This is a genomic window from Mycobacterium asiaticum DSM 44297 (genome assembly GCF_000613245.1).
Lineage (GTDB): Bacteria > Actinomycetota > Actinomycetes > Mycobacteriales > Mycobacteriaceae > Mycobacterium > Mycobacterium asiaticum.
This window is the reverse complement of sequence record NZ_HG964936.1, coordinates 2,721-21,495: the sequence shown is the minus strand read 5'-3', so window position 1 is coordinate 21,495 and position 18,775 is coordinate 2,721. Positions and strand designations below refer to the sequence as shown.

The window sequence follows — 18,775 nt, the reverse complement described above, 5'->3', positions numbered from 1 at the left end:
TTCGCGTAAACCGTTTCGCAAATTCTCGTGCGTTTTGCGTTGCCCCACGGGCCGCCCCACTCTAGCCAAACTCATACGAAGATTTATTGATGAAGTATTTTTCGCTATATAAACTTCGTATCAGCGCCCAGTCCAACGCTGAGAGGGATTGTCCTGATGAGTCTGACGAACGACTCGGCTCGCTACTCGGCCAAAGACGACGACCTTTCATCCCGTCGCGCTGTGCTGGTCTACAGCGCCTCGCTGGCATTTGTGGCCGGCTTCGTCAACGCTGTCGCCCTGCTGATATTGGCCGTCCCCGTCGGCAATCTCACCGGGATCACGACCCAGCTGGGCATGAACACCGCCAACCCGTGGCTGTACGAAGGTCACGTACTTGCCGCAATTCTGATCGGCTTCGGCGGCGGCGCGGCCGTGGCGGGGGTCATCATGGGTGGCTACAAGCACCCGACACGTTCACACCATGCCACCGTGCTCACGCTGGAAGCGGTCTTGCTGCTGGCCGCGGTGGTAGCGGCGGAAACACCGGTCAAAAGCGTGATCGGAGTCGAGCAATCCGTCGTCCAGGCCCTGCTGGCCGCGGCGGCGCTCGGCCTGCAGAACGGACTCACGTCGAGCTTCCGCGGGATGCCGATCCGCACCACCCACTTCACCGGCACGGTCACCGACCTCGGGCTGATGCTCGGCCGCAGCCGCCAGGATGGGATCGACAAATGGAAGGCAGCGATCCTGACGACGACGCTGCTGCTGTTCTTGGGCGGCGCCACCGTCGGCCTGCTGGTTGGCACGGGGCTGGACGGCTACGCGCTACTCGTACCGGCGGCGATCTGCCTGAGCATCGCGGCCGCCTATGTGGTGCGCAGCCGCAAGGCGAGCAGCGTAGAGGAAGCGTCCCCGGCGGAACAGTTGGCGCCGGAACTGGCCCCGGCGACTGCTTAGATTTTCAGACCAGGCCGCTGACGCGCCCGCCCACCTGCACTGTGCGCAGGACGGTGTGTAGCGCCTCCGCGCTCTGCCGCCAGGAGAACTCCACGCTGCGCGCCTGGGCCTTGGCACCGAGCTGATCCCGCAGCACCGGATCCGACAGCAGCTCGTCGAGGCGGTCCACCAGCTCGCTGGGGTGGTCGACCAATACGCCGGTGACGCCGTCGATGATCGAGTCGGACAGGCCGCCCGAGGAGCGGTAGCCGATGGTGGGGACGCTGTGCTGGCCCGCCTCGACCACCGCCAGGCCCCAACCCTCCTTGCGTGAGGGCAGCAGGTGCACCCACGAGCGTTGCAGCAGTTGATGTTTGGTGGCGTCGTCGACGTGGCCGTGGAAGGTCACGGCATCGGAGATGCCGAGCCGGTGCACGTGCTCGACGAGCCGCTGGTGCCACCATCCGCCGCCGACGACGTCCAGATGCAGATCCGGGTAGTCGGGCCGTAATCGTGCGACGGCGTCCAGCGCATCCTCGATCTGCTTGTGCGGTACCAGCCGGGACAACACCACCACGCGCGGTCCGGCCGCCCGGGCGCCGGACAACGTCTGGGACGGCGCCTCGTCAAGTCCGTTACGGACCACGGCGATGCGTCCGTCGTCCACGCCCAGCGCCACCAGATCCCGCGCCGACGGCAGCGACACCGTCACGTACTGGTTGTGGCGGTGTAGCCGCGGCGAAAGTTTCGACTCGACAAACCAGCCCACCCTCGACAGCACCGGCCCGGCCACCGGCCACTGCTCCCGGTGACAGTGGTGCACCAGCACCACGACACGTCGCCCGTAGACCAGCCGGGCCAGGAAGGGCAGACCGTTCTGGGTGTCGACGACGACGTCGGGCCGCACGTGGCGCAGCGGTCCCAGGCCGACGCGAGCCAGCGCCATCGTCAGCATCGCCCAGATGTAGACCGTGTAGCGGCCGCCCGCACGGCTGATGCGCACACCGTCGACGACCTCACGCTTGGCGGCGCCCGGGTAGCGCGCCGTGCGCAGGGTGACATCGACGCCGTCGACCGCCAACTGGGCGCCGATTCGCTGGAGGTAGGTCTCGCTGCCACCGCCCTGCGGGTGCCCGGTATCGCGCCAGCACAGCAGCAGCACGGAGCGCAGGTCAGACATTGTTCGCTAGCCTAGCCGCCGCGCCCGTATGGTGGCCGCGTGGGCGTGACCGGCATCTTCGCGCGGCGCGCGACGCTACGCCGCTCGTTGCGCCTGCTGTCGGAGTTCCGGTTTGAGCAGACCGACCCGGCGCGGTTCTACGGCGCGTTGGCCGCGGACACGGCCGGCATGGTCGAGGATTTGTGGCGGGCCGCGACGGGTGCCGATCTGACCGGGCGCACGCTGCTCGACGTCGGCGGCGGACCCGGCTATTTCGCGGCGGCATTCGACGCCGCCGGGGCGCGCTACGTCGGCGTCGAACCCGACCCGTCCGAGAGCCACGCCGCCGAGCCGGTGGTGGCGCGGCACTCCGGCGCCATCGTCCGGGCCTCCGGCATGGCGCTCCCGTTCGCCGACGACTCAGTGGACATCTGCCTGTCGTCCAACGTCGCCGAACACGTCCCGCGGCCCTGGCAACTGGGCAACGAAATGCTGCGGGTGACCCGGCCGGGCGGGCTGGTCGTGTTGTCCTACACCGTCTGGCTGGGACCGTTCGGGGGCCATGAGATGGGCCTGACGCATTACCTCGGCGGCGCCCGGGCGGCGGCGATGTACGCCCGCAAACACGGTCATCCGGCCAAGAACGACTACGGGTCGTCGTTGTTCGCCGTGTCCGCCGCGGCGGGCCTGGACTGGGCCGCCAGTACCGGTGCCGCGGTGGCGACTTTCCCTCGCTACCACCCGCGATGGGCCTGGTGGCTGACCTCGGTGCCGGTGTTGCGGGAGTTCGCCGTCAGCAATCTGGTGCTGGTCCTGTCGCCGCAATAATGGAACAGGTTCTAATCTCGCTGCGGCTTCGGTAGGGTGGCGCGTATCACTGCCGGCGGCGTTCGACTAGGACGCGGGCGTGGAGCAAGGAGGAGGAACGGCGGAATGACCCAGACCGTGAGCCAGGCGACCGAATACGACAAGCTCTTCATCGGCGGCAAGTGGACCCAGCCATCGACCGACCAGGTCATCGAGGTGCACTGCCCGGCGACCGGCGAGTACGTCGGCAAGGTCCCGCTGGCGGCGGCGGCCGACGTCGACGCCGCGGTCGCCGCGGCCCGCGCCGCATTCGACAGCGGCCCGTGGCCCACCACCGCGCCCAAGGAGCGCGCCGCCGTCATCGCCAAGGCGCTGCAATTGCTCGAGGAGCGCAAGGAACTGTTCGCCAAGCTGCTCGCCGACGAGACCGGCCAGCCGCCGATGACCATCGAGACCATGCACTGGATGGGAACGATGGGGGCGCTGAACTTCTTCGCCGGACCGGCCGTCGACCAGGTCAAATGGCGTGAGTTGCGTACCGGCTCCTACGGCCAGACCATCGTGCACCGTGAGCCGATCGGTGTAGTGGCCGCCATCGTGGCGTGGAACGTGCCGCTGTTCCTGGCGGTCAACAAGCTGGGACCCGCGTTGCTGGCGGGCTGCACCGTGGTGCTCAAGCCGGCCGCTGAAACCCCGCTGACCGCGAACGCTTTGGCGGAGGTATTCGCCGACGCCGGGTTGCCTGAAGGGGTTCTGTCGGTGGTGCCCGGCGGCATCGAGACCGGCCAGGCGCTGACCGCCAACACCGATGTAGACCTGTTCACCTTCACCGGCAGCTCGGCCGTCGGAAAGGAAATCGGCCGTCGCGCAGCCGAGCTGCTCAAGCCGTGCACGCTGGAACTCGGCGGGAAGTCGGCGGCCATCGTGCTCGAAGACGTCGACCTGGCCTCGGCGGTCCCGATGATGGTGTTCTCCGGGATCATGAACACCGGCCAGGCGTGCGTCGGCCAGACCCGGATCCTGGCGCCCCGGTCGCGTTACGACGAAATCGTGGACGCGGTAAGCGCTTTCGTGCAGGCGCTGCCGGTCGGTCCGCCGTCGGACCCGAGCGCCCAGATCGGTTCCCTGATCTCGGAGAAGCAGCGTGCGCGCGTCGAGGGTTACATCGCCAAAGGCATCGAGGAGGGCGCACGGCTGGTCTGCGGCGGCGGCCGCCCCGAAGGTTTGGACGACGGATTCTTCGTCCAGCCCACGGTGTTCGCCGATGTCGACAATAAGATGACGATCGCCCAGGAGGAGATCTTCGGGCCGGTGCTGGCGATCATTCCCTACGACACCGTCGAGGACGCGATCAAGATCGCCAACGACTCGGTGTACGGGCTGGCGGGCAGCGTGTGGACCTCCGATGTGCCGAAGGGCATCGAGATCTCGGAGAAGATCCGCACCGGGACCTACGCGATCAACTGGTATGCGTTCGACCCGTGCTGTCCGTTCGGTGGGTACAAGAACTCCGGCATCGGGCGCGAGAACGGGCCCGAGGGCGTGGAGCACTTCACCCAGCAGAAGAGCGTGCTGATGCCGATGGGCTACACCGTCGAGTAGCGCCCCTGCCGGGCATGTAGTGGCGGTCAGCGACCCTGGAAGCGGGCCGCACGGCGCTCGATGAACGACTGCACGCCCTCGGCGGCGTCCGCGCTGGCGAACAATTCCTTGACGACGGGGGCGAGCCGTTGCGCGGCGGCCGCCTGACCCTGCTCGCGGGCCAGGTGTGCTGAGGCCACCGTGGCCCGCACGCCCAGTGGCGCGGCGCGCTCGGCGATGGTCTGCGCGATCTGTCGCGCACTGGCCAACGCGGCCCCGGCATCGTCGGTGACCTCCTGGACCAGGCCGATCCGGTACGCCTCGGCCGCGTCGAACTCGTCGCCGGTGAGCAACCATCGCATCGCGTTGCCCCAGCCGGCTTCGCGGGGCAGGCGGATCGTCGCACCGCCGAACGGATAGATGCCGCGCAGCACTTCCATCTGGGTGAAGCGGGTACCCGCCGCGGCGATCCGGATGTCGGCGGCCAGCAGCAGTTCGATGCCCAAGGTCATGCACCAGCCGTGCGCCACGGCGACCAGAGGTGTGGTCCAGGTGCCGTCCAAGCGGAAGGGGTCGCGACCGTCCTTGGGCATCAGGTCTTCCCCGCCGGCAACGGCGGGCCCGACGTCGACCAGGTCCAGTCCGGCTGTGAAGTGGTCACCGTGGGCGAACAGCACGCCGGCGCGCAGTTCGGGGTCGGATTCCAGCAGCGCGTAGGCCCGGGACAACTCCGCGATCATCGCGCGGTTGAACGAGTTGCGCTTTTCGGGGCGATTCAAGCCGATCAGCAGGACATGCCCGTCCCGCTCGACGGACACGGTGCTTGTCATTGCCACAGTGAACCCCAGAACGCGAAATTATGCAATAGAGCATAATCCTTGGGAGGTCCCCTCGGGATTCAAACCTGGCTCGCACGGTGGTCTTCCTCACGTTCACCGGCGCTTTTTTCTCAGCCAAAGATTAAAACTTGCTTACTTACACTAATGTTTAATATGCTAACTGGCATAGTCATGAGCTGGAGGCCACCGGCACGTGAGAGCACCACCCCCTGTGGGAGAAAAACATGTGGATCATCGAGATCAACGTCGCCGGCTATCGATATACCCGCGAACTGCCCACCTACCGTCGCCGCCTCCGGTTCCACCGACGCGAGGTGGCCAGTCCGACCCCGCAGCCGGGCCACGTGCCCGCCGCTTGATCAGCACAGGAGCCTAACGACCAATGCCAACGTCCACGGATCTCGCGCGGGACCCGTTCATGACGACCGGTCGTGTGAGTACCCGCAAGAAGATGCTCGTCAGCGCTGCGCAGGTGATGCGTGAGCGCGGGGCGGCTGGCGTCACCATCGATGCGGTCCTGTCCCGCAGCGGCGCCCCCCGTGGCTCGGTGTATTACCACTTTCCCGAGGGACGCAATCAGATCCTGACCGAGGCGCTGCGGTACGCCGGTGAATCCATCACCGCCACCATCGACGACGCGGTGGACCGCGGCGCGCGGGCGCTGATCCGCGAGTTCGTCCAGTTTTGGGAGCGCCTGCTGTCCGACGGCGAATTCAACGCCGGATGTCCCGTTGTCGCCGCCGCGATCGGCTCGGCCGATGACGAACTCGGGTTGTCCGCTGAAGCCGGCCTCATCCTGGGACGCTGGTGTACCGCGATGGCCCGCGCGTTCGTCACGGAGGGCTTCGATGAGGAAACGGCCTCTTCACTGGCGGTGACATCGATCTCCGCCCTGGAAGGCGCCATCGTGCTCTGCCGGTCGACGCACAGCACCCGCCCACTGCGCGAGGTCGGCGAACAACTCGAATTCCTAATCAAGGCAAGGGAATTCGTCCGGCGCAACGGAATGGACCGCTAGCTCCGTCAGCGCGGCCCGCCTCAGTCGCTGGCCGGGAGCGGCTTGACTTCCTTCAGGGTCAGCTTGGTCTGGCCGATGCTCAGGCTGCCCGCGCCGGGCTTGGTTACCAGCAGTTCCGCGCCGGCCTCGTCGACGTAGCGCTTGCCCATCACGCTGCCATCGGCGAATTCGGGGTCCAGCTCACCGGATCGCGGTGCACCCATCTCCACCATCGGCGCACCGCCGCAGCGCAAGTCGTCGAGGCTGTCGGCGCTCCTGACGACGATGACCTGGGTGTCACAGACCTGGCTGGCCAGGCGGGTTCCGTTCTTGATCATGTTTGTGCCCCTGCTAGGTTTTCGATGATCTCCCGGCGAAGTACCTTGCCGGTGGCGGTGGTTGGCAGCTCGTCGCGAAACACTACTCGGTCCGGCGTACGCGACCCCCGCAAACTCCGTCGGACATACTCACGCAGCTCGTCCGGGTCGGGCTCGACGCCACTGCGCGGGACCACCACGGCCACAATCGCCTGGCCCCACTGCGGATCCTCGACCCCGACCACCGCGACGTCACGCACGTGCGGATGCTCGATGAGCACCTCCTCCAGCTCGGCGGGCGCGATGTTCTCCCCGCCGCGGATGATGGTGTCGTCGCTGCGGCCACCGATGAACAGGTAGCCCTCCTCGTCCAGCATCGCGACGTCTTTGGTTGGGAACCAACCGTTTTCGTCGAGCACGGAGCCAATCCCGGTGTACCGGCCGGAGACCTGCTCGCCGCGCACGAACAGCTCGCCGGTTTCCCCCGGGCCCAACACGGTGCCGTCCTCGGCCCGGATCTCCAGCTCGATGCCGGGCACCGGCCTTCCCACCGAACCCAGCCGCCGGGCCGCGGCGGCGTCCGTGGCCGAGTGCGCGTCGCGATGGTCCTCGGGCGTCAGCACCGCAATCGTCGAGCTGGTTTCGGTGAGGCCGTAGGCGTTGACGAAGCCGACCTCCGGCAACAACTCGAGGGCCCGGCGCACCAGCGGCAGGCCCACTTTCGAGCCGCCGTAGGCGAGGTTGCGCAGCGCGGCCGGCCGGTGCTCGCCCGATTCCAGCACCGCGACGATGCGATCCAGCATGGTCGGCACGACGGTCGCTGTGGTCACCCGCTCCTCGCTGGCCAGCCGTACCCATTCCTGGGCGTCAAAGTTGGTCAGGTAGACCATCTTTCGGCCCGCGTACAGGTTGGACAACGCCGCACCGACGCCGGCGATGTGGTATGGCGGAACGCAGATCAGGGCCGCGTCCTCCGGCGCTGCCGAATCGAATTCGACAGTCCCGGTGACATAGCTGGTCAGGTTGTTGTGCGTGAGCTCGACGGCCTTGGGCTGCGAGGTGGTGCCCGAGGTGAAGAGTACGATCGCAACGGAGTCCGGGTCGGGGAACTCGGCTGCGGGTTCGGCGGTGCGGGCGGCTTCGACGAAGTCGTCGGAGGTGATCAGTCGCTTCGAGACGTCCCCGAGCGTGTCGCGGTAGCGCTGGTCGACGATCACCAGCGGGTCGGGCAGCCGGTCGATCAGGGCCTGGATGCCGTCCGCGGACAGCCGGTAATTGATCGGCGTGAAAGCCAGCCCAGCGCGCGCGCTGGCGAAGATCAGCAGCGGCAGCATCGCGCCGCCGACCCCGACGTACACAACGTGCCCGGCACCGGAGGCGGCGATCGCGCCAGCGCCGCCGTCGGCGAGGTCGCTGAGCTGCTGAGTGGTGAGCCGCAGGTCCCCGGAGACGACCGCGGTGCGGTCGGGGTTGCCCGACACAGCCATCTCGAGAAGCAACGAAATGCTCATCCTCGATCCTTCTGAGATCCGCGACCCTTTACAAATCTTGCCGATAGTGTAACTGATGGGCGGCGATAGGTTCCCGCGAGCAGACGCGAATCAGGTGCCGGTCCAGCGCGGGGGGCGCTTCTCGGCGAACGCGATCGCGCCTTCCTTGGCGTCGTTGGACATGAAGATCGGCGCCAGGATCTCGATCTGCTTGGCGAACCGGTTTTCCAATGTCCACCCGCGAGATTCGGTGATGATCCGCTTGGTGGCGGCCACCGCCAGCGGTCCGTTGGCGGTGATCTTCTCGGCCAGCGCGATCGCCGCGTCCAGCGCCCCGCCCGGCTCGGCCACAATGTTGACCAGGCCCAGCTCGTGCGCTCGTTCGGCGGAAATCTGGTCACCGGTCAGGGCCAGCTCCATGGCGATCGCGTACGGAATACGCTCGGGTAGCCGCAGCAGTCCGCCACCGCCGGCCACCAGTCCGCGCTTGACCTCGGGTATCCCGAAGGCCGAATCCCGCGCCGCCACAATCAGATCCGTAGCCAGCGCCAGCTCGGTACCACCGGCCAGCGCGTAGCCCTCGACCGCGGCGATCAGCGGCTTGGCGGGCGGGCGTTCGGTGAAGCCCATGCCGCGGCCCTCGACGACGACGTTTTCGCCGCGGGCGAACGCCTTGAGGTCCATGCCCGCGCAGAACGAGCCTCCGGCGCCGGTCAGGACCGCCACCGACAGGCCGGCGTCGCCGTCGAGCCGATCCATGGCATCGGCCAGGCCGCGGCTGACCGCGGCGTTCACCGCGTTCTTGGCCTTCGGGCGGTTGATGGTGATGATCAGGATCCGGTCGCGCTGCTCGACGAGGACCTCGGGTTCGGTGTTAGCTTCGTCGCTCACAGTGCAGATGGTAGCGGTCGGCCCGCGTGACGGATCGGCCGGTCAATGTAACGGCCGGTCAGGCCGGCGCCATGGCGTCCGCGACGACCGTCAAGTCTTCGGAAATGCCGGCGGCCCTTCGTATCTGAAGGAAGTCCGCGACCATCGCCTCGGTCACCTCGTGCGGGTCCTTGACGGTCGCACCGTCGCTGAGCACCGAGATGTTGAGCTGATCGACATAGCTCCATACGGTGATGTTCAGGCCGCTGCCCGCGGTCAGCGGGCCCACCGAATAGATCTCGGTGACCAGGGCGCCGCCCACCCGGCCGCGCTCCCGCGGTCCCGGCACGTTCGAGATGTTCAGGTTCAATACCTTGTTTTGCCCGTCCCGGCTGGCCAGGTAACGGAACAGGGCCTCGGTCCCCGACGGCGGCCAGTACGCCGCCCAGCGGCTGATCAGCTCGGGCCCCAGCAGTTGATGGCTCTCCTTGGCCCAGACCGCGTTGTCGTGCGCGGCCTGCACCCGCTCCAGCGGATCGTCGAGATCGGCCGGAATGGCCACCATCATCCCGCTGAAGTAGTTGCCGGAAATCCGCTCCGGGTCGAAGTTGAAACTCACCGGAACCGACGCCAGCAGCGGAACGGCTTTGCCGTCGTAGCGCAGCAGCAGCGTGCGCAGCGCGCCGGAGGACATCGCCAGCACCATGTCGTTGATGGTGGCGCCCAGCTTCTTGCCCGTCGCCTTGACGTCGGCGAGCGCCAGCGTGGCCGTGGCGAACCGGCGCTCGGGGGTGAGCATGTGGTTCATGAAGGTCGGCGGCGGTGTGAACGGCATGGTCAGCTCGGGGGACAGCTTGCGCGAGCTGCGCCGCACCCGTCGCACGCCCTGGGCGGTGTAGCGGATCGTCGCCGGGATCCGGCCGATGTGGCGCATGTGGTCCACAAACGCCGCGCTGACCAGCTCACGCTTGCTGGGCGCGGAGTCGCTCTGGTACGAGCCGCTCTGCGGGGTCGGCATCAAATCCATGCCGTGCGCCATCAGGTTCGCCGACGCCACCCCGTCGGCCAGTGCGTGGTGGATCTTGAGCACCACCGCGATCCGGTCATTGGCCAGGCCCTCGACGAAGTACATCTCCCACAGCGGGTGCGCCCGGTCCAGCGGGGTGCTGGCGATCTTGCCGATCGCCTCGTCGAGTTCGCGACGACCACCCGGCGGGTCCAACTTCCAGGGCCGGATGTGGTACTCGAAGTCGACTTCGCAGTTCTCCCGCCACATCGGGTGGTGGAACTTGAACGGGACGTCGATCAGCTGGTAGCCGAGCGGGACCAGCTTGTCCATCCGGCCGGCGATCACCTGGCGGAACGCGTCGATGGTGAAGCCGCGCCGCTCCGGATCGAGTTCGATGATGGCCACTTTGATGGTGTGCATGTGCACGTTCGGCGTCTCGCTGTACAACAGCACCGCGTCCCAGCCGCTGAGCCGCTTCACCGCAGTCCCCTACCCATACGCGCGACCTTACAATCGGCCGACCGTCAGATGACCTCTTTGGCGAACTGATTTCGGGTGCGATGCACCTGGTTGAGGAACAGGCCCGTGGCGTGCGCCATCGCGCCCGCGCGGGGGCCGTCGAGCATGTCAAAGCCGTGCCCGGCGCCCGGCAGCTCCACGTAATTGACCGCCGAGGTCGATACGGCGCGCAACCGCTCGACGAAACTCCGCGTGCCTGGGCCACCGGGATCACGCTGTCTTTGCTGCCGTGAATCACCAGGAACGGCGGCGCGTTCCGGTGCACTCGGGCGATCGGTGACGCGTCGCGGAAGATCTCGGGATGCCGGGCGATGGAGCGCTGGATGACGACCTTCTCCACGAAGTGGACGAATCGGACGCGTTCGGGGGTGGAGCGGTCCTCGAAGTCGTAGCGACCGTAGATCCCGACGACCGCGTCGACCGAGCTGTCGGCGCCGTCGGGCAGCTTGGCCTGGAATTGCGGGTCGTTGGCGGTCAGACCGGCCAGCGCGGCCAGGTGCCCGCCGGCCGAACAACCCGCCACGGTGACGAAGTCACGATCGCCACCGAATTTGTCCACGTTGGCCCGCGCCCAGGCGATGGCGGTCTTGACATCGGTGATGTGCCGTGGCCAGCGGTTGTGCGGCGAGACCCGGTAGTCGATCGCCAGGCATACCCAGCCCTGTTCGGCCAGCCGCGACATCAACGCGGAGCCCTGCATCTTGCGACTGCCGTGCACCCAGGCACCGCCCGGCACGAAGATCATCACCGGCGCCGGTTCGGCGGGCAGGTCCGGGCGACGCCACACGTCCAGGGTCTGGACCGGGTGGTCGCCGTAGTGGACATTGCGGCGGTACAGGTACTTCTGCTGGCGCAGAGCTTCCCAGAATGGCGGTGTGCGTTCCGCCGCGGGCCACTCCACATCCAGTTCGGCGGCCGAGACCATGCCGCGCAGCGCTGCGATGGACACCTCGGTGGTGCTTTCGCGGTCCCGGCGGCGCACCTCGCCGTTGCCGGGGGTGAACCAGCTCTTGGCCGACGTGGACATCAGTTCCGGTGCGAACCGCATGCCCCAGACGCTCATCGCGGCGACGGTGCCGAGCGGTTCGAGACGCTTGCCCACCACCGGCAGCGACGCTCCGGCTTTACTCATTGCCAGCAGGTAATCAGAGGGACGGGCGCGAAGCAGCCGCTTGACGCAGGAATTGGACTGTCCAGTCGCCGACATGGAGGGGAGCGTACCCCTACCAGGGGGTAATAACACCCTTAATCTTGCGGTTCCGCGCCGGTGTCGGGGAAAGCTGCGTCTGAGGGTTTGCTCTTCACCGGTTCAAACCCTTTCGCAAGCTATTCTCCAGTTTGCTGTTCGGGCCGACGACGCGCCCGGAACACGCGGGCGCCATACAGGATCGCGCTGGCAGCGAACATGGCCGCGACCAACATCAGCCAGCGTCCCAGGAACAATTGCTGGGTCTGGCCGGTCGCCGCGTGGTACGTCGGCGCGCCCTGCTCGATGATGCCCGGCAGGAAGACCAGCAAAGTCAGCCCGGCTCCCAGCGCCGGAATACGAATGTAGTTGTGTGCCGGTATTTCTACGCGCCGCCGCGGCACGCTTCGGCCGACCACGGCGTCGACCAGCGCATAGATCGGGTAGAGCAGCAGGTCGTGGCCGATCACCGCGGCAGCGAACCACACGATGATGGACTGCCACCAGGTATGGGGATTCCACAACGCGGCGGGCGTGATGGTCACCACCACGTAACCCGCCAGCGCAAACCCGGCCGCCATGGTCAGCAGATGCAGCGGGTGTGAGCCGTAGTGCCTGGCGAAAAGCCTTGTGAAGCCTCGCATTTCAGCTCGCTACGAAGTCGATTGAGGCGACCCATTTGGTGTTGTGCACACCAGGTAGCGCCGGCACGACGATCCGGGCCGGATAGCCATGGTCCGGCGACAGGTCGGCGTTGTTGACCCGCAGCGCTAGCAGCGCATCCGGATCAAGCAGCTGATTGGCCGCCAACTTGGCCTGCCCGAAGGCGCCGCCCCGCTCCAGCGACCGCACGTGCGCCAACGCCGGAGACGGCACCCCAGCCAGCCGGGCCAGGTCGGCCAGCCGCACCCCGCTCCACGTCTGTACCGTCGACCAACCTTCCACGCACGCGATCGGCAACCGCGCGGTGTGCTGCGGCAGGGCGGCCAGCGCAGCGCGGTCCAGCACCACCGGCGCGGGGCCGCCGCCCAACGTCAAACGCCAGGCCGGGCCCACCCGGTCGGGCGTGATGCCGGCGACGGCGGCCGTGCGGTTGACTGGAAAGTCGCGATTGCCCGGTCCGGGCCTGCCCCGTGGTAGCAACAGGGCCAGGCTGCGCGCCGGGCCGCCGAGGGTCTGACCGGCCGTCAGCGCGGCCAGCAGCAGCACACCGGAACCGACCAAACCCAGTGCACCGCGCCGGCTCACGGTCGGGGGTGCCGGGTCGACGGCCACCAGTCCGCTGTCATCTGGCGGCTCTGGTTGTGTTTCGGATAAGTTGGTGCGCAACACTTTACGCATTGACATCGCTCGCAGACCGGTGATCATCCGGGGAATTTTCAGGCTGATGTGTGTCAGGAAGCCGGCGATGAAGACCCAGGCACCGAAGTAATGCGCGTCATAGAAACTGAATCCGAAGATGTAGTCGTACTGGATGTTGAGCACGCCGGTGACGATCTCGAAGAGCACCCCACCAACGAGCATCAGCAGCGAAACCCGTTCGAGCAGCTGGGCGATCGAGCGCACCGGCGGCCATTCGAACAGTTTCGGGATCACCGACCACAACTTGGCCAGCACCACCGGGATGATCACCAGCCCCAGGCCCACATGCAATCCCTGGGTCAGCCGATACAACCAGGACGGCGAGGTGGGCCAGGCGAACAGCGGCAGCCGCAGCCACCCGACGTCGGCGGGGATGGCCTGACCGAGCTGCGGCGAGTAAGCGATGTAGGACAGCAGGCCGGTGATGATGACGATGGGCAGGCTGACCAGCAACGCCAACCCGAACACCGATGTCAGCCACGGACCGCGCAGCGGACTGTTGAATCGGGCGAACGGGGAGGGAATTCGCATCTCTACCTGCCTCAGCTGACGGCCAGAGTCACAACGACCCGGCCACCGATCCACCGGACTCCGGTGGGTGTGAGGCCGGCCTGCGCGGCGAGCGTCGCGGCGCTGTCGACCCCAACCGCCGCCCAGCGGAACCACGTCCCGACCTCGCCACCGGACTCGAGCCGGACCCAACGGTCCTGGACGCCGATTGCCCGGGCGTCGAATTCGACAACGCAACGTCCACCACGACACAAGAGTTCGGCGGCCCGGCGCAGAATGCGCAGCGGATCGCCGCCGAGCCCGACGTTGCCGTCGACCAGCAACACCGTCTGCCAATGACCGGTGCCGGGCAACGGTTCGAACACATCGCCCCACAGGGCCGGCGCACCACCGCGACCGGCGAGCCGGATCGCCGCCGCCGAGCGGTCGACGCCCAACGCGGGTATTCCCTGGCGCACCAAACGGGCCACCAATCGCGCTGGCCCACAACCCAATTCGATGGTCGGACCGTTGCACAGCCGCGCCACCGCCTCGTCGAACGCGTGGTCCGTCTGGCGCGCGGCGCCGGCCTCGAGTCGGCCCAACCACCGCTCGGCGGGCAGGGGCCGCAACTCGCCATCGTCATGTCTGATCCAACATCTTTCGCCGCCAAGTGCGCGTTCGTACAGATGCCCCAGCATTCCACGCCCTTCGTGTTTGAGCACGCCAGCGACTACTCGCCGTGCTCGGCCAACCCGACACTCACTGCTGAAGATTCGGAGCCGAAGCAGGGGCGGATTGAGCTCCGTAGATACTGATTCGATGGCCGCCACTGCGAACGACGAAGTCCATCCCGATCTGCGCCGGCTTGCGCGTATTGCGCCGCGGCGACTGGTGGGACCCCGAACGTTGCGGCTGATGCGGGCGTTGATGCCGCTCAACGACGGGCGCACGCCGCGCGGAGTGGAGGTGCTCACCCTGGGGTCCGGTGTGGGTGTGCGACTCTATCGGCCCACCGGGGTCACCGAACCGGGACCGGCCCTGCTGTGGATTCACGGCGGCGGCTACGTGATCGGCAATGCCAAGCAGGACGACCAGCTGTGCATGCGCTTCTGCCGTGCGCTGGGCGTCACCGTCGCATCGGTGGACTACCGCCTGGCACCTGAGCATCCATACCCAGTGCCGCTGGAAGACTGCTATTCGGCCCTGGCCTGGCTGGCGAAACTGCCCGCGGTCGACCCCGCTCGGATCGTCATCGGCGGCGCCAGTGCCGGTGGTGGCCTCGCCGCGGCGCTGGCCCTGCTGGCCCGGGACCGCGCCGAGATCACACCCGTTTTTCAGCTGCTGGTGTACCCGATGCTGGACGACCGGAGCGCCTCGGCACCGGCCGATGCCCGGCACCGGTTGTGGGATCCGCGGGCCAACGAGTTCGGCTGGGCGGCGTACCTGGGGGACGCCGATCCCTCGGCGGCGGTGCCCGGGCGGCGCGAGGACCTCAGCGGACTGCCCCCGGCCTGGATCGGGGTTGGTACCCACGACCTTTTCCACGACGAGGATCTCGCTTACGCCGATCGACTACGCGCGGCCGGAGTGCCATGCGACGTCCAGACGGTCCCGGGCGCTTTCCACGGATTCGACCTCGTACTTCCGAAAGTGTCTGTGTCGCAGCAGTTTTTCCGCCAGCAGTGTGACGCCGTCCGGACCGCGCTGGCGGGTTGACCCTCACATGGCGAAGTAGACGAGTTCACCCCTGATCACGGTGGCGGCCACCAGGGCCGCATCCAACTCGGCCAACGCCACCGCGGGCGGCTCGGACAGCACGCACAGGTCCCCCGGTTCGCCGATCTCGACGGTACGCGGCCGGTCCGGGCGATCCGGCCAACCCAGGAACATCGTCAAAGCCGCAGTGGGCGTGACACATTCGGCACCGTTGAGAATTACGCCGCTGGGTGTGGTCCGGGACACCGCGGCTCGCATCGCCGCCCACGGATCGCCGTGACCGAACGGCATATCGGTGGACAGCGCGACCGAGACCCCGGCCCGGCGCAGCGAGGCGACCCGCCAGAGCTGGTCGATCTCGTGGGCCGGTACATCGGCCAGGTACTGATCACCGCGCTCGGCAACGAAATTCGGCTGGGTGACAACGGTAACGCCCAACTCGGCCAGGTCAGCCAGATTGTCTTCGGGCACCACGGCCGCATGCTCGATGCGGTCCAGCGGGTGGCTGCCGGCGTCCTTCAGCGCCGCGATGGTGACCACCAGCTGGGCCGCCGTCACGCAGTGCACGGCGACGGGCTGGCCGAGGTGGTGACGATCGCGGATCCATGCGGTCAGCGCGTCCAGATCAAGGCGATCGTCGTGCAGAATCTTCTTGCCCGGAGCGAGCAGCCGCACGCCGGGCCGGAACTCACGGCTGCGATGCGCCATCATCAGCGAGACCAGGTCGTTGGCGTCGAGGTCTGGTGTGGCGTCGGTGACCCCGGTGACGCCGGTGGCGGTGATACGCCGACTGAGCTCGGCCAAGTCACTTTCCCGGCGCTGCAACGCATCCGACCACGGGTCGGCGCTGCGTAACCGGCCATCGGGATGGCCGGGCAGCCCGACCCGGCCCAGCGCCGCGGAGTTGAGCACCCACAGCGCGCCGCTGCGATGCTGGATGCGCACCGGAATGTGGGCCAGCACGGCGTCCAGAGTCGCCCGGTTCAGTTCCCCGGCTACCGATTCGTGGTAGCCGACGGCGCGGATCCACCCGTCCGGACCCGGCACCGCATGCGAAAGAGCATGGGTGAGTTGGTCTTTGGTGCGTACGGTCGGCGGGCCAACGGAGAGTGAATCCAGCGCCTGGGCCGCCGACCGCAGGTGGACGTGGTGATCGTGCAACCCGGGCAGTACTGCCGCGCCGCCCGCGTCCAGCACCGCCTCGCCGCGTCGCGGGGTCAGCCGTTGACCCACCTCCTCGATCCGGGCGCCGACGCGGATGTCGGCAGCCGTCCCGTCCAGTAGGGTAGCTCGGTGAATCAGCATGGCAGACAGCGTTTTTCGTCGATGAGCTGACGAATTGCGGCGTTGTCGGCGCCGAGGGCGGCCGCGGTGGCCGACACAGAGGGTGCCGGCGGCGGCGGTGCGGGCAACTCGGTGGCCGAGGTGTGCAGCGGCAGCCTCGCGTAAGTCCCGGCGACGGCCGCCATCGAGATCTCGATCAGCTCACCACCACCCCGATCCAGCGACTCGACCACGGCCCGGTGGGCCTCCAGCCCGGACAGCGGGTCTGCGATGGCGTCCGCGCAGAAGACCGGACCGCCGGCGGCTCCGACCAGCCCCCCTGCCACCGCCGCGTCGTCGCCGAAAGCGGGGCGCCGGGAACGGGCCCCGTGCCCGGTGATCCGCACCCAGATCCGGCCGTCCCGCGGCGTGATGTCGTTCGGGCCGAGGGCCCGTCGGGCCAGCGCCTCGGGCCGCGATCCTTCGATCACCACGTCGGCGACCGCCAGCAGCGCCCGCAGCTCGTCGGCCTGCCTGTCGAAATCCAGGCAGTAGGACAGCTTCCCGCCGTTGATCCAGTCGAAGAAGCCGGGGTGGCCAGTCCGGGTGCCGTCCGGACGGGCGGGACTCTCCACCTTGACGACGGTGGCACCGGCCCGGACCAGCAGCTGCCCACACAACGGTCCGGCCCACATGGAGGACAGGTCGGCCACCAGCAAGCCGCGCGGACCGCGCGGGGACACCCGGGGCGCGACCCGCCGGACCTCCGGGGGCGCGGCGGTCGCTTCGCCGAGGGCGGCCGCGGGAATGTCGAGCAATCCCGCGCGGCCGACGACGTCCGCGGCCGTACACGTCGCCACCCAGCGCTGCACCGCCGGCCAGGGATCATCCTCCGCCTCAGCCAAACCCAACAGCGCGGGAACCGCCGCGATGTCGTCCGGGCGGGACAGCGTGATGGCGCACCAGCCGTCACGGGCCGCCATTAATCGGGTGGCACCACCCGCCGACACCCGCCCTCTGCGCGTCAAACCCAGCAGACCGGCCCGTCCGCTGAGCAACGTGGCCGCGTCCGACGCCAGACGGTTCGCCCGTTCCAGCACGTGCGCGCGCGAGAAGTCAGGCGGCCCGTCCGGCAGGCCGGTCAGGTAGGCCAGCCCGCTGCGCCCCCACTCGCCGGCCCACCGCGCGTCCACTCCACCATGGTGCGCGCCGTCCGAACGGAGGCGTGCCGGGGGCAACCGAATCCACGGTGTGTCGCAAACCACAAAACAAAACTATCTGGATGGTTTTTGAGAAATAGCCTGCAATGCAGTATGTGGACGGAGTATTTGCGTTATCGTTCGTATCGGCTCAGCCAGTATGCAAGACCGGGGGATAACTACATACGACCCGCTGGGGTCGTGTCAGGAGTAGACGGGTTCCCCGATGTCGTTCCTCATCGCAGCACCTGACGTGCTTCACGCAGCGGCCTCGAACCTCGCCGGAATCGGCTCGGCGATCGAATCGGCCAACACGTTGGCCGCCGCCTCCACCACCAGTGTGCTGGTGGCCGCCCAAGACGAGGTGTCCGCCGCTATCGCGGCGTTGTTCGGCGGCCACGGACAGGCCTATCAAACCATCAGCGCGCAGGCCGCGGCGTTCCACGAGCAGTTCCTGCAGAGCCTGTCGGCGGGCGCGGCCTCATACGCCGCCGCCGAGACGGCTAACGCCTCCCCCCTGCAATCGCTGATCGATCTGATCAACGCGCCCACGGAGGCCCTCTTCGGACGACCGCTGATCGGTGACGGTGCCAACGGCGTCGACGGGACCGGCAGTCCCGGCCAGCCCGGCGGCTATCTGTGGGGTAACGGCGGCCGCGGCGGGTCCGGCGCAGCGGGACAGGCCGGTGGCGCCGGTGGGTCGGCCGGCCTGATCGGCAGCGGCGGCGCCGGGGGCGTGGGCGGCTCGTCGAACGGTGCCGGCGGGACAGGCGGTGCCGGCGGCAGCGGTGGCTGGCTTTGGGGTAACGGCGGCGCCGGCGGGGCAGGCGGCGCAGGTGGCAACGGTGCCGGCGGCCTCGGTGGCGCCGGCGGTTCGGCATATCTGCTGGGCAGCGGCGGCGTCGGCGGAGCGGGCGGTTCCAGCACGTTCGCCAATGGAGCCGACGGCGCATCAGGCGGCTCCGGCGGGCTGCTCTTCGGCAATGGCGGATCCGGTGGTGCGGGCGGTAGCACCAGCTTCAGCGGCAGTGGCGGGGCCGGCGGCGCCGGC

18 protein-coding genes and 1 pseudogene are annotated in these 18,775 nt (G+C 68.1%); 7 read left to right on the top strand and 12 right to left on the bottom strand.

Going from position 1 to position 18,775, the window contains the following annotated elements; genetic code table 11:
- Positions 1–156 precede the first annotated feature (156 nt).
- Complete coding sequence (locus BN972_RS00100; protein WP_051544898.1) at positions 157–939, top strand: YoaK family protein; 783 nt, start codon at positions 157–159, stop codon at positions 937–939.
- Positions 940–943: 4 nt separating this feature from the next.
- Here BN972_RS00100 and BN972_RS00095 read toward each other — a convergent pair whose 3' ends face one another.
- A complete protein-coding gene (locus BN972_RS00095) occupies positions 944–2,098 on the bottom strand; it encodes a glycosyltransferase family 4 protein (protein WP_036351437.1) in 1,155 nt (384 codons plus the stop codon).
- 39 nt (positions 2,099–2,137) lie between these two features.
- On the opposite strand from BN972_RS00095, the gene BN972_RS00090 reads away from it, so the two are divergent.
- On the top strand, positions 2,138–2,905 hold the full coding sequence (locus BN972_RS00090) for a class I SAM-dependent methyltransferase (protein ID WP_036351431.1): 768 nt from the start codon (positions 2,138–2,140) through the stop codon (positions 2,903–2,905).
- 105 nt (positions 2,906–3,010) lie between these two features.
- Entirely contained in the window at positions 3,011–4,486 is a 1,476-nt protein-coding gene (locus BN972_RS00085) for an aldehyde dehydrogenase (RefSeq protein WP_036351429.1), read from the top strand.
- 26 nt (positions 4,487–4,512) lie between these two features.
- Here the strand turns inward: BN972_RS00085 and BN972_RS00080 are convergent, their stop codons facing one another.
- Positions 4,513–5,301 carry a crotonase/enoyl-CoA hydratase family protein gene (locus BN972_RS00080; protein ID WP_200869686.1) on the bottom strand — a complete coding sequence of 263 codons (789 nt, stop codon included), beginning with the start codon at positions 5,299–5,301 and terminating at the stop codon, positions 4,513–4,515.
- A gap of 227 nt (positions 5,302–5,528) precedes the next feature.
- Between BN972_RS00080 and BN972_RS30765 the strand changes: the two genes are divergently transcribed.
- Positions 5,529–5,663, top strand: coding sequence for a hypothetical protein (locus tag BN972_RS30765; RefSeq protein WP_261785857.1), 135 nt, complete (start codon positions 5,529–5,531; stop codon positions 5,661–5,663).
- Positions 5,664–5,722: 59 nt separating this feature from the next.
- Entirely contained in the window at positions 5,723–6,322 is a 600-nt protein-coding gene (locus BN972_RS00075; protein ID WP_235192336.1) for a TetR/AcrR family transcriptional regulator, read from the top strand.
- 20 nt (positions 6,323–6,342) lie between these two features.
- Here the strand turns inward: BN972_RS00075 and BN972_RS00070 are convergent, their stop codons facing one another.
- The 8 genes and pseudogenes from BN972_RS00070 to BN972_RS00035 all read right to left on the bottom strand — a co-directional run bounded on the left by BN972_RS00070 (position 6,343) and on the right by BN972_RS00035 (position 14,244).
- Positions 6,343–6,639 (bottom strand): hypothetical protein, encoded by a 297-nt coding sequence (locus BN972_RS00070; RefSeq protein WP_036351424.1) that lies wholly within the window; start codon positions 6,637–6,639, stop codon positions 6,343–6,345.
- Complete coding sequence (locus tag BN972_RS00065; RefSeq protein ID WP_036351422.1) at positions 6,636–8,129, bottom strand: class I adenylate-forming enzyme family protein; 1,494 nt, start codon at positions 8,127–8,129, stop codon at positions 6,636–6,638. Before BN972_RS00065 ends, BN972_RS00070 begins: the two co-directional genes overlap by 4 nt.
- Positions 8,130–8,219: 90 nt before the next feature.
- A complete protein-coding gene (locus tag BN972_RS00060) occupies positions 8,220–8,999 on the bottom strand; it encodes a crotonase/enoyl-CoA hydratase family protein (protein ID WP_036351420.1) in 780 nt (259 codons plus the stop codon).
- Positions 9,000–9,057: 58 nt separating this feature from the next.
- Positions 9,058–10,467, bottom strand: coding sequence for a WS/DGAT/MGAT family O-acyltransferase (locus BN972_RS00055; protein WP_036351418.1), 1,410 nt, complete (start codon positions 10,465–10,467; stop codon positions 9,058–9,060).
- Between the two features lie 44 nt (positions 10,468–10,511).
- Positions 10,512–11,713 (bottom strand): annotated as a pseudogene (locus BN972_RS00050) (alpha/beta fold hydrolase).
- A gap of 119 nt (positions 11,714–11,832) precedes the next feature.
- Positions 11,833–12,336 (bottom strand): hypothetical protein, encoded by a 504-nt coding sequence (locus BN972_RS00045; protein WP_036351416.1) that lies wholly within the window; start codon positions 12,334–12,336, stop codon positions 11,833–11,835.
- 1 nt (position 12,337) lies between these two features.
- A complete protein-coding gene (locus BN972_RS00040) occupies positions 12,338–13,585 on the bottom strand; it encodes a molybdopterin-dependent oxidoreductase (protein ID WP_036351413.1) in 1,248 nt (415 codons plus the stop codon).
- 11 nt (positions 13,586–13,596) lie between these two features.
- Positions 13,597–14,244, bottom strand: a complete 648-nt coding sequence (locus BN972_RS00035) for a class I SAM-dependent methyltransferase (RefSeq protein ID WP_036351411.1) — start codon at positions 14,242–14,244, stop codon at positions 13,597–13,599.
- Positions 14,245–14,365: 121 nt separating this feature from the next.
- Between BN972_RS00035 and BN972_RS00030 the strand changes: the two genes are divergently transcribed.
- Positions 14,366–15,262, top strand: a complete 897-nt coding sequence (locus BN972_RS00030) for an alpha/beta hydrolase (protein WP_036351409.1) — start codon at positions 14,366–14,368, stop codon at positions 15,260–15,262.
- A gap of 3 nt (positions 15,263–15,265) precedes the next feature.
- Here the strand turns inward: BN972_RS00030 and BN972_RS00025 are convergent, their stop codons facing one another.
- Both BN972_RS00025 and BN972_RS00020 read right to left on the bottom strand, forming a co-directional pair.
- Positions 15,266–16,567: an amidohydrolase family protein gene (locus tag BN972_RS00025; protein WP_036351408.1), complete on the bottom strand. Its 1,302-nt coding sequence runs from the start codon at positions 16,565–16,567 to the stop codon at positions 15,266–15,268.
- Positions 16,561–17,718 carry a CoA transferase gene (locus BN972_RS00020; RefSeq protein ID WP_036351406.1) on the bottom strand — a complete coding sequence of 386 codons (1,158 nt, stop codon included), beginning with the start codon at positions 17,716–17,718 and terminating at the stop codon, positions 16,561–16,563. Before BN972_RS00020 ends, BN972_RS00025 begins: the two co-directional genes overlap by 7 nt.
- A 232-nt stretch (positions 17,719–17,950) precedes the next feature.
- Here BN972_RS00020 and BN972_RS00015 point away from each other — a divergent pair.
- Positions 17,951–18,775: PE family protein (locus BN972_RS00015; protein WP_036351404.1), on the top strand; the 825-nt coding region annotated here is incomplete at its 3' end.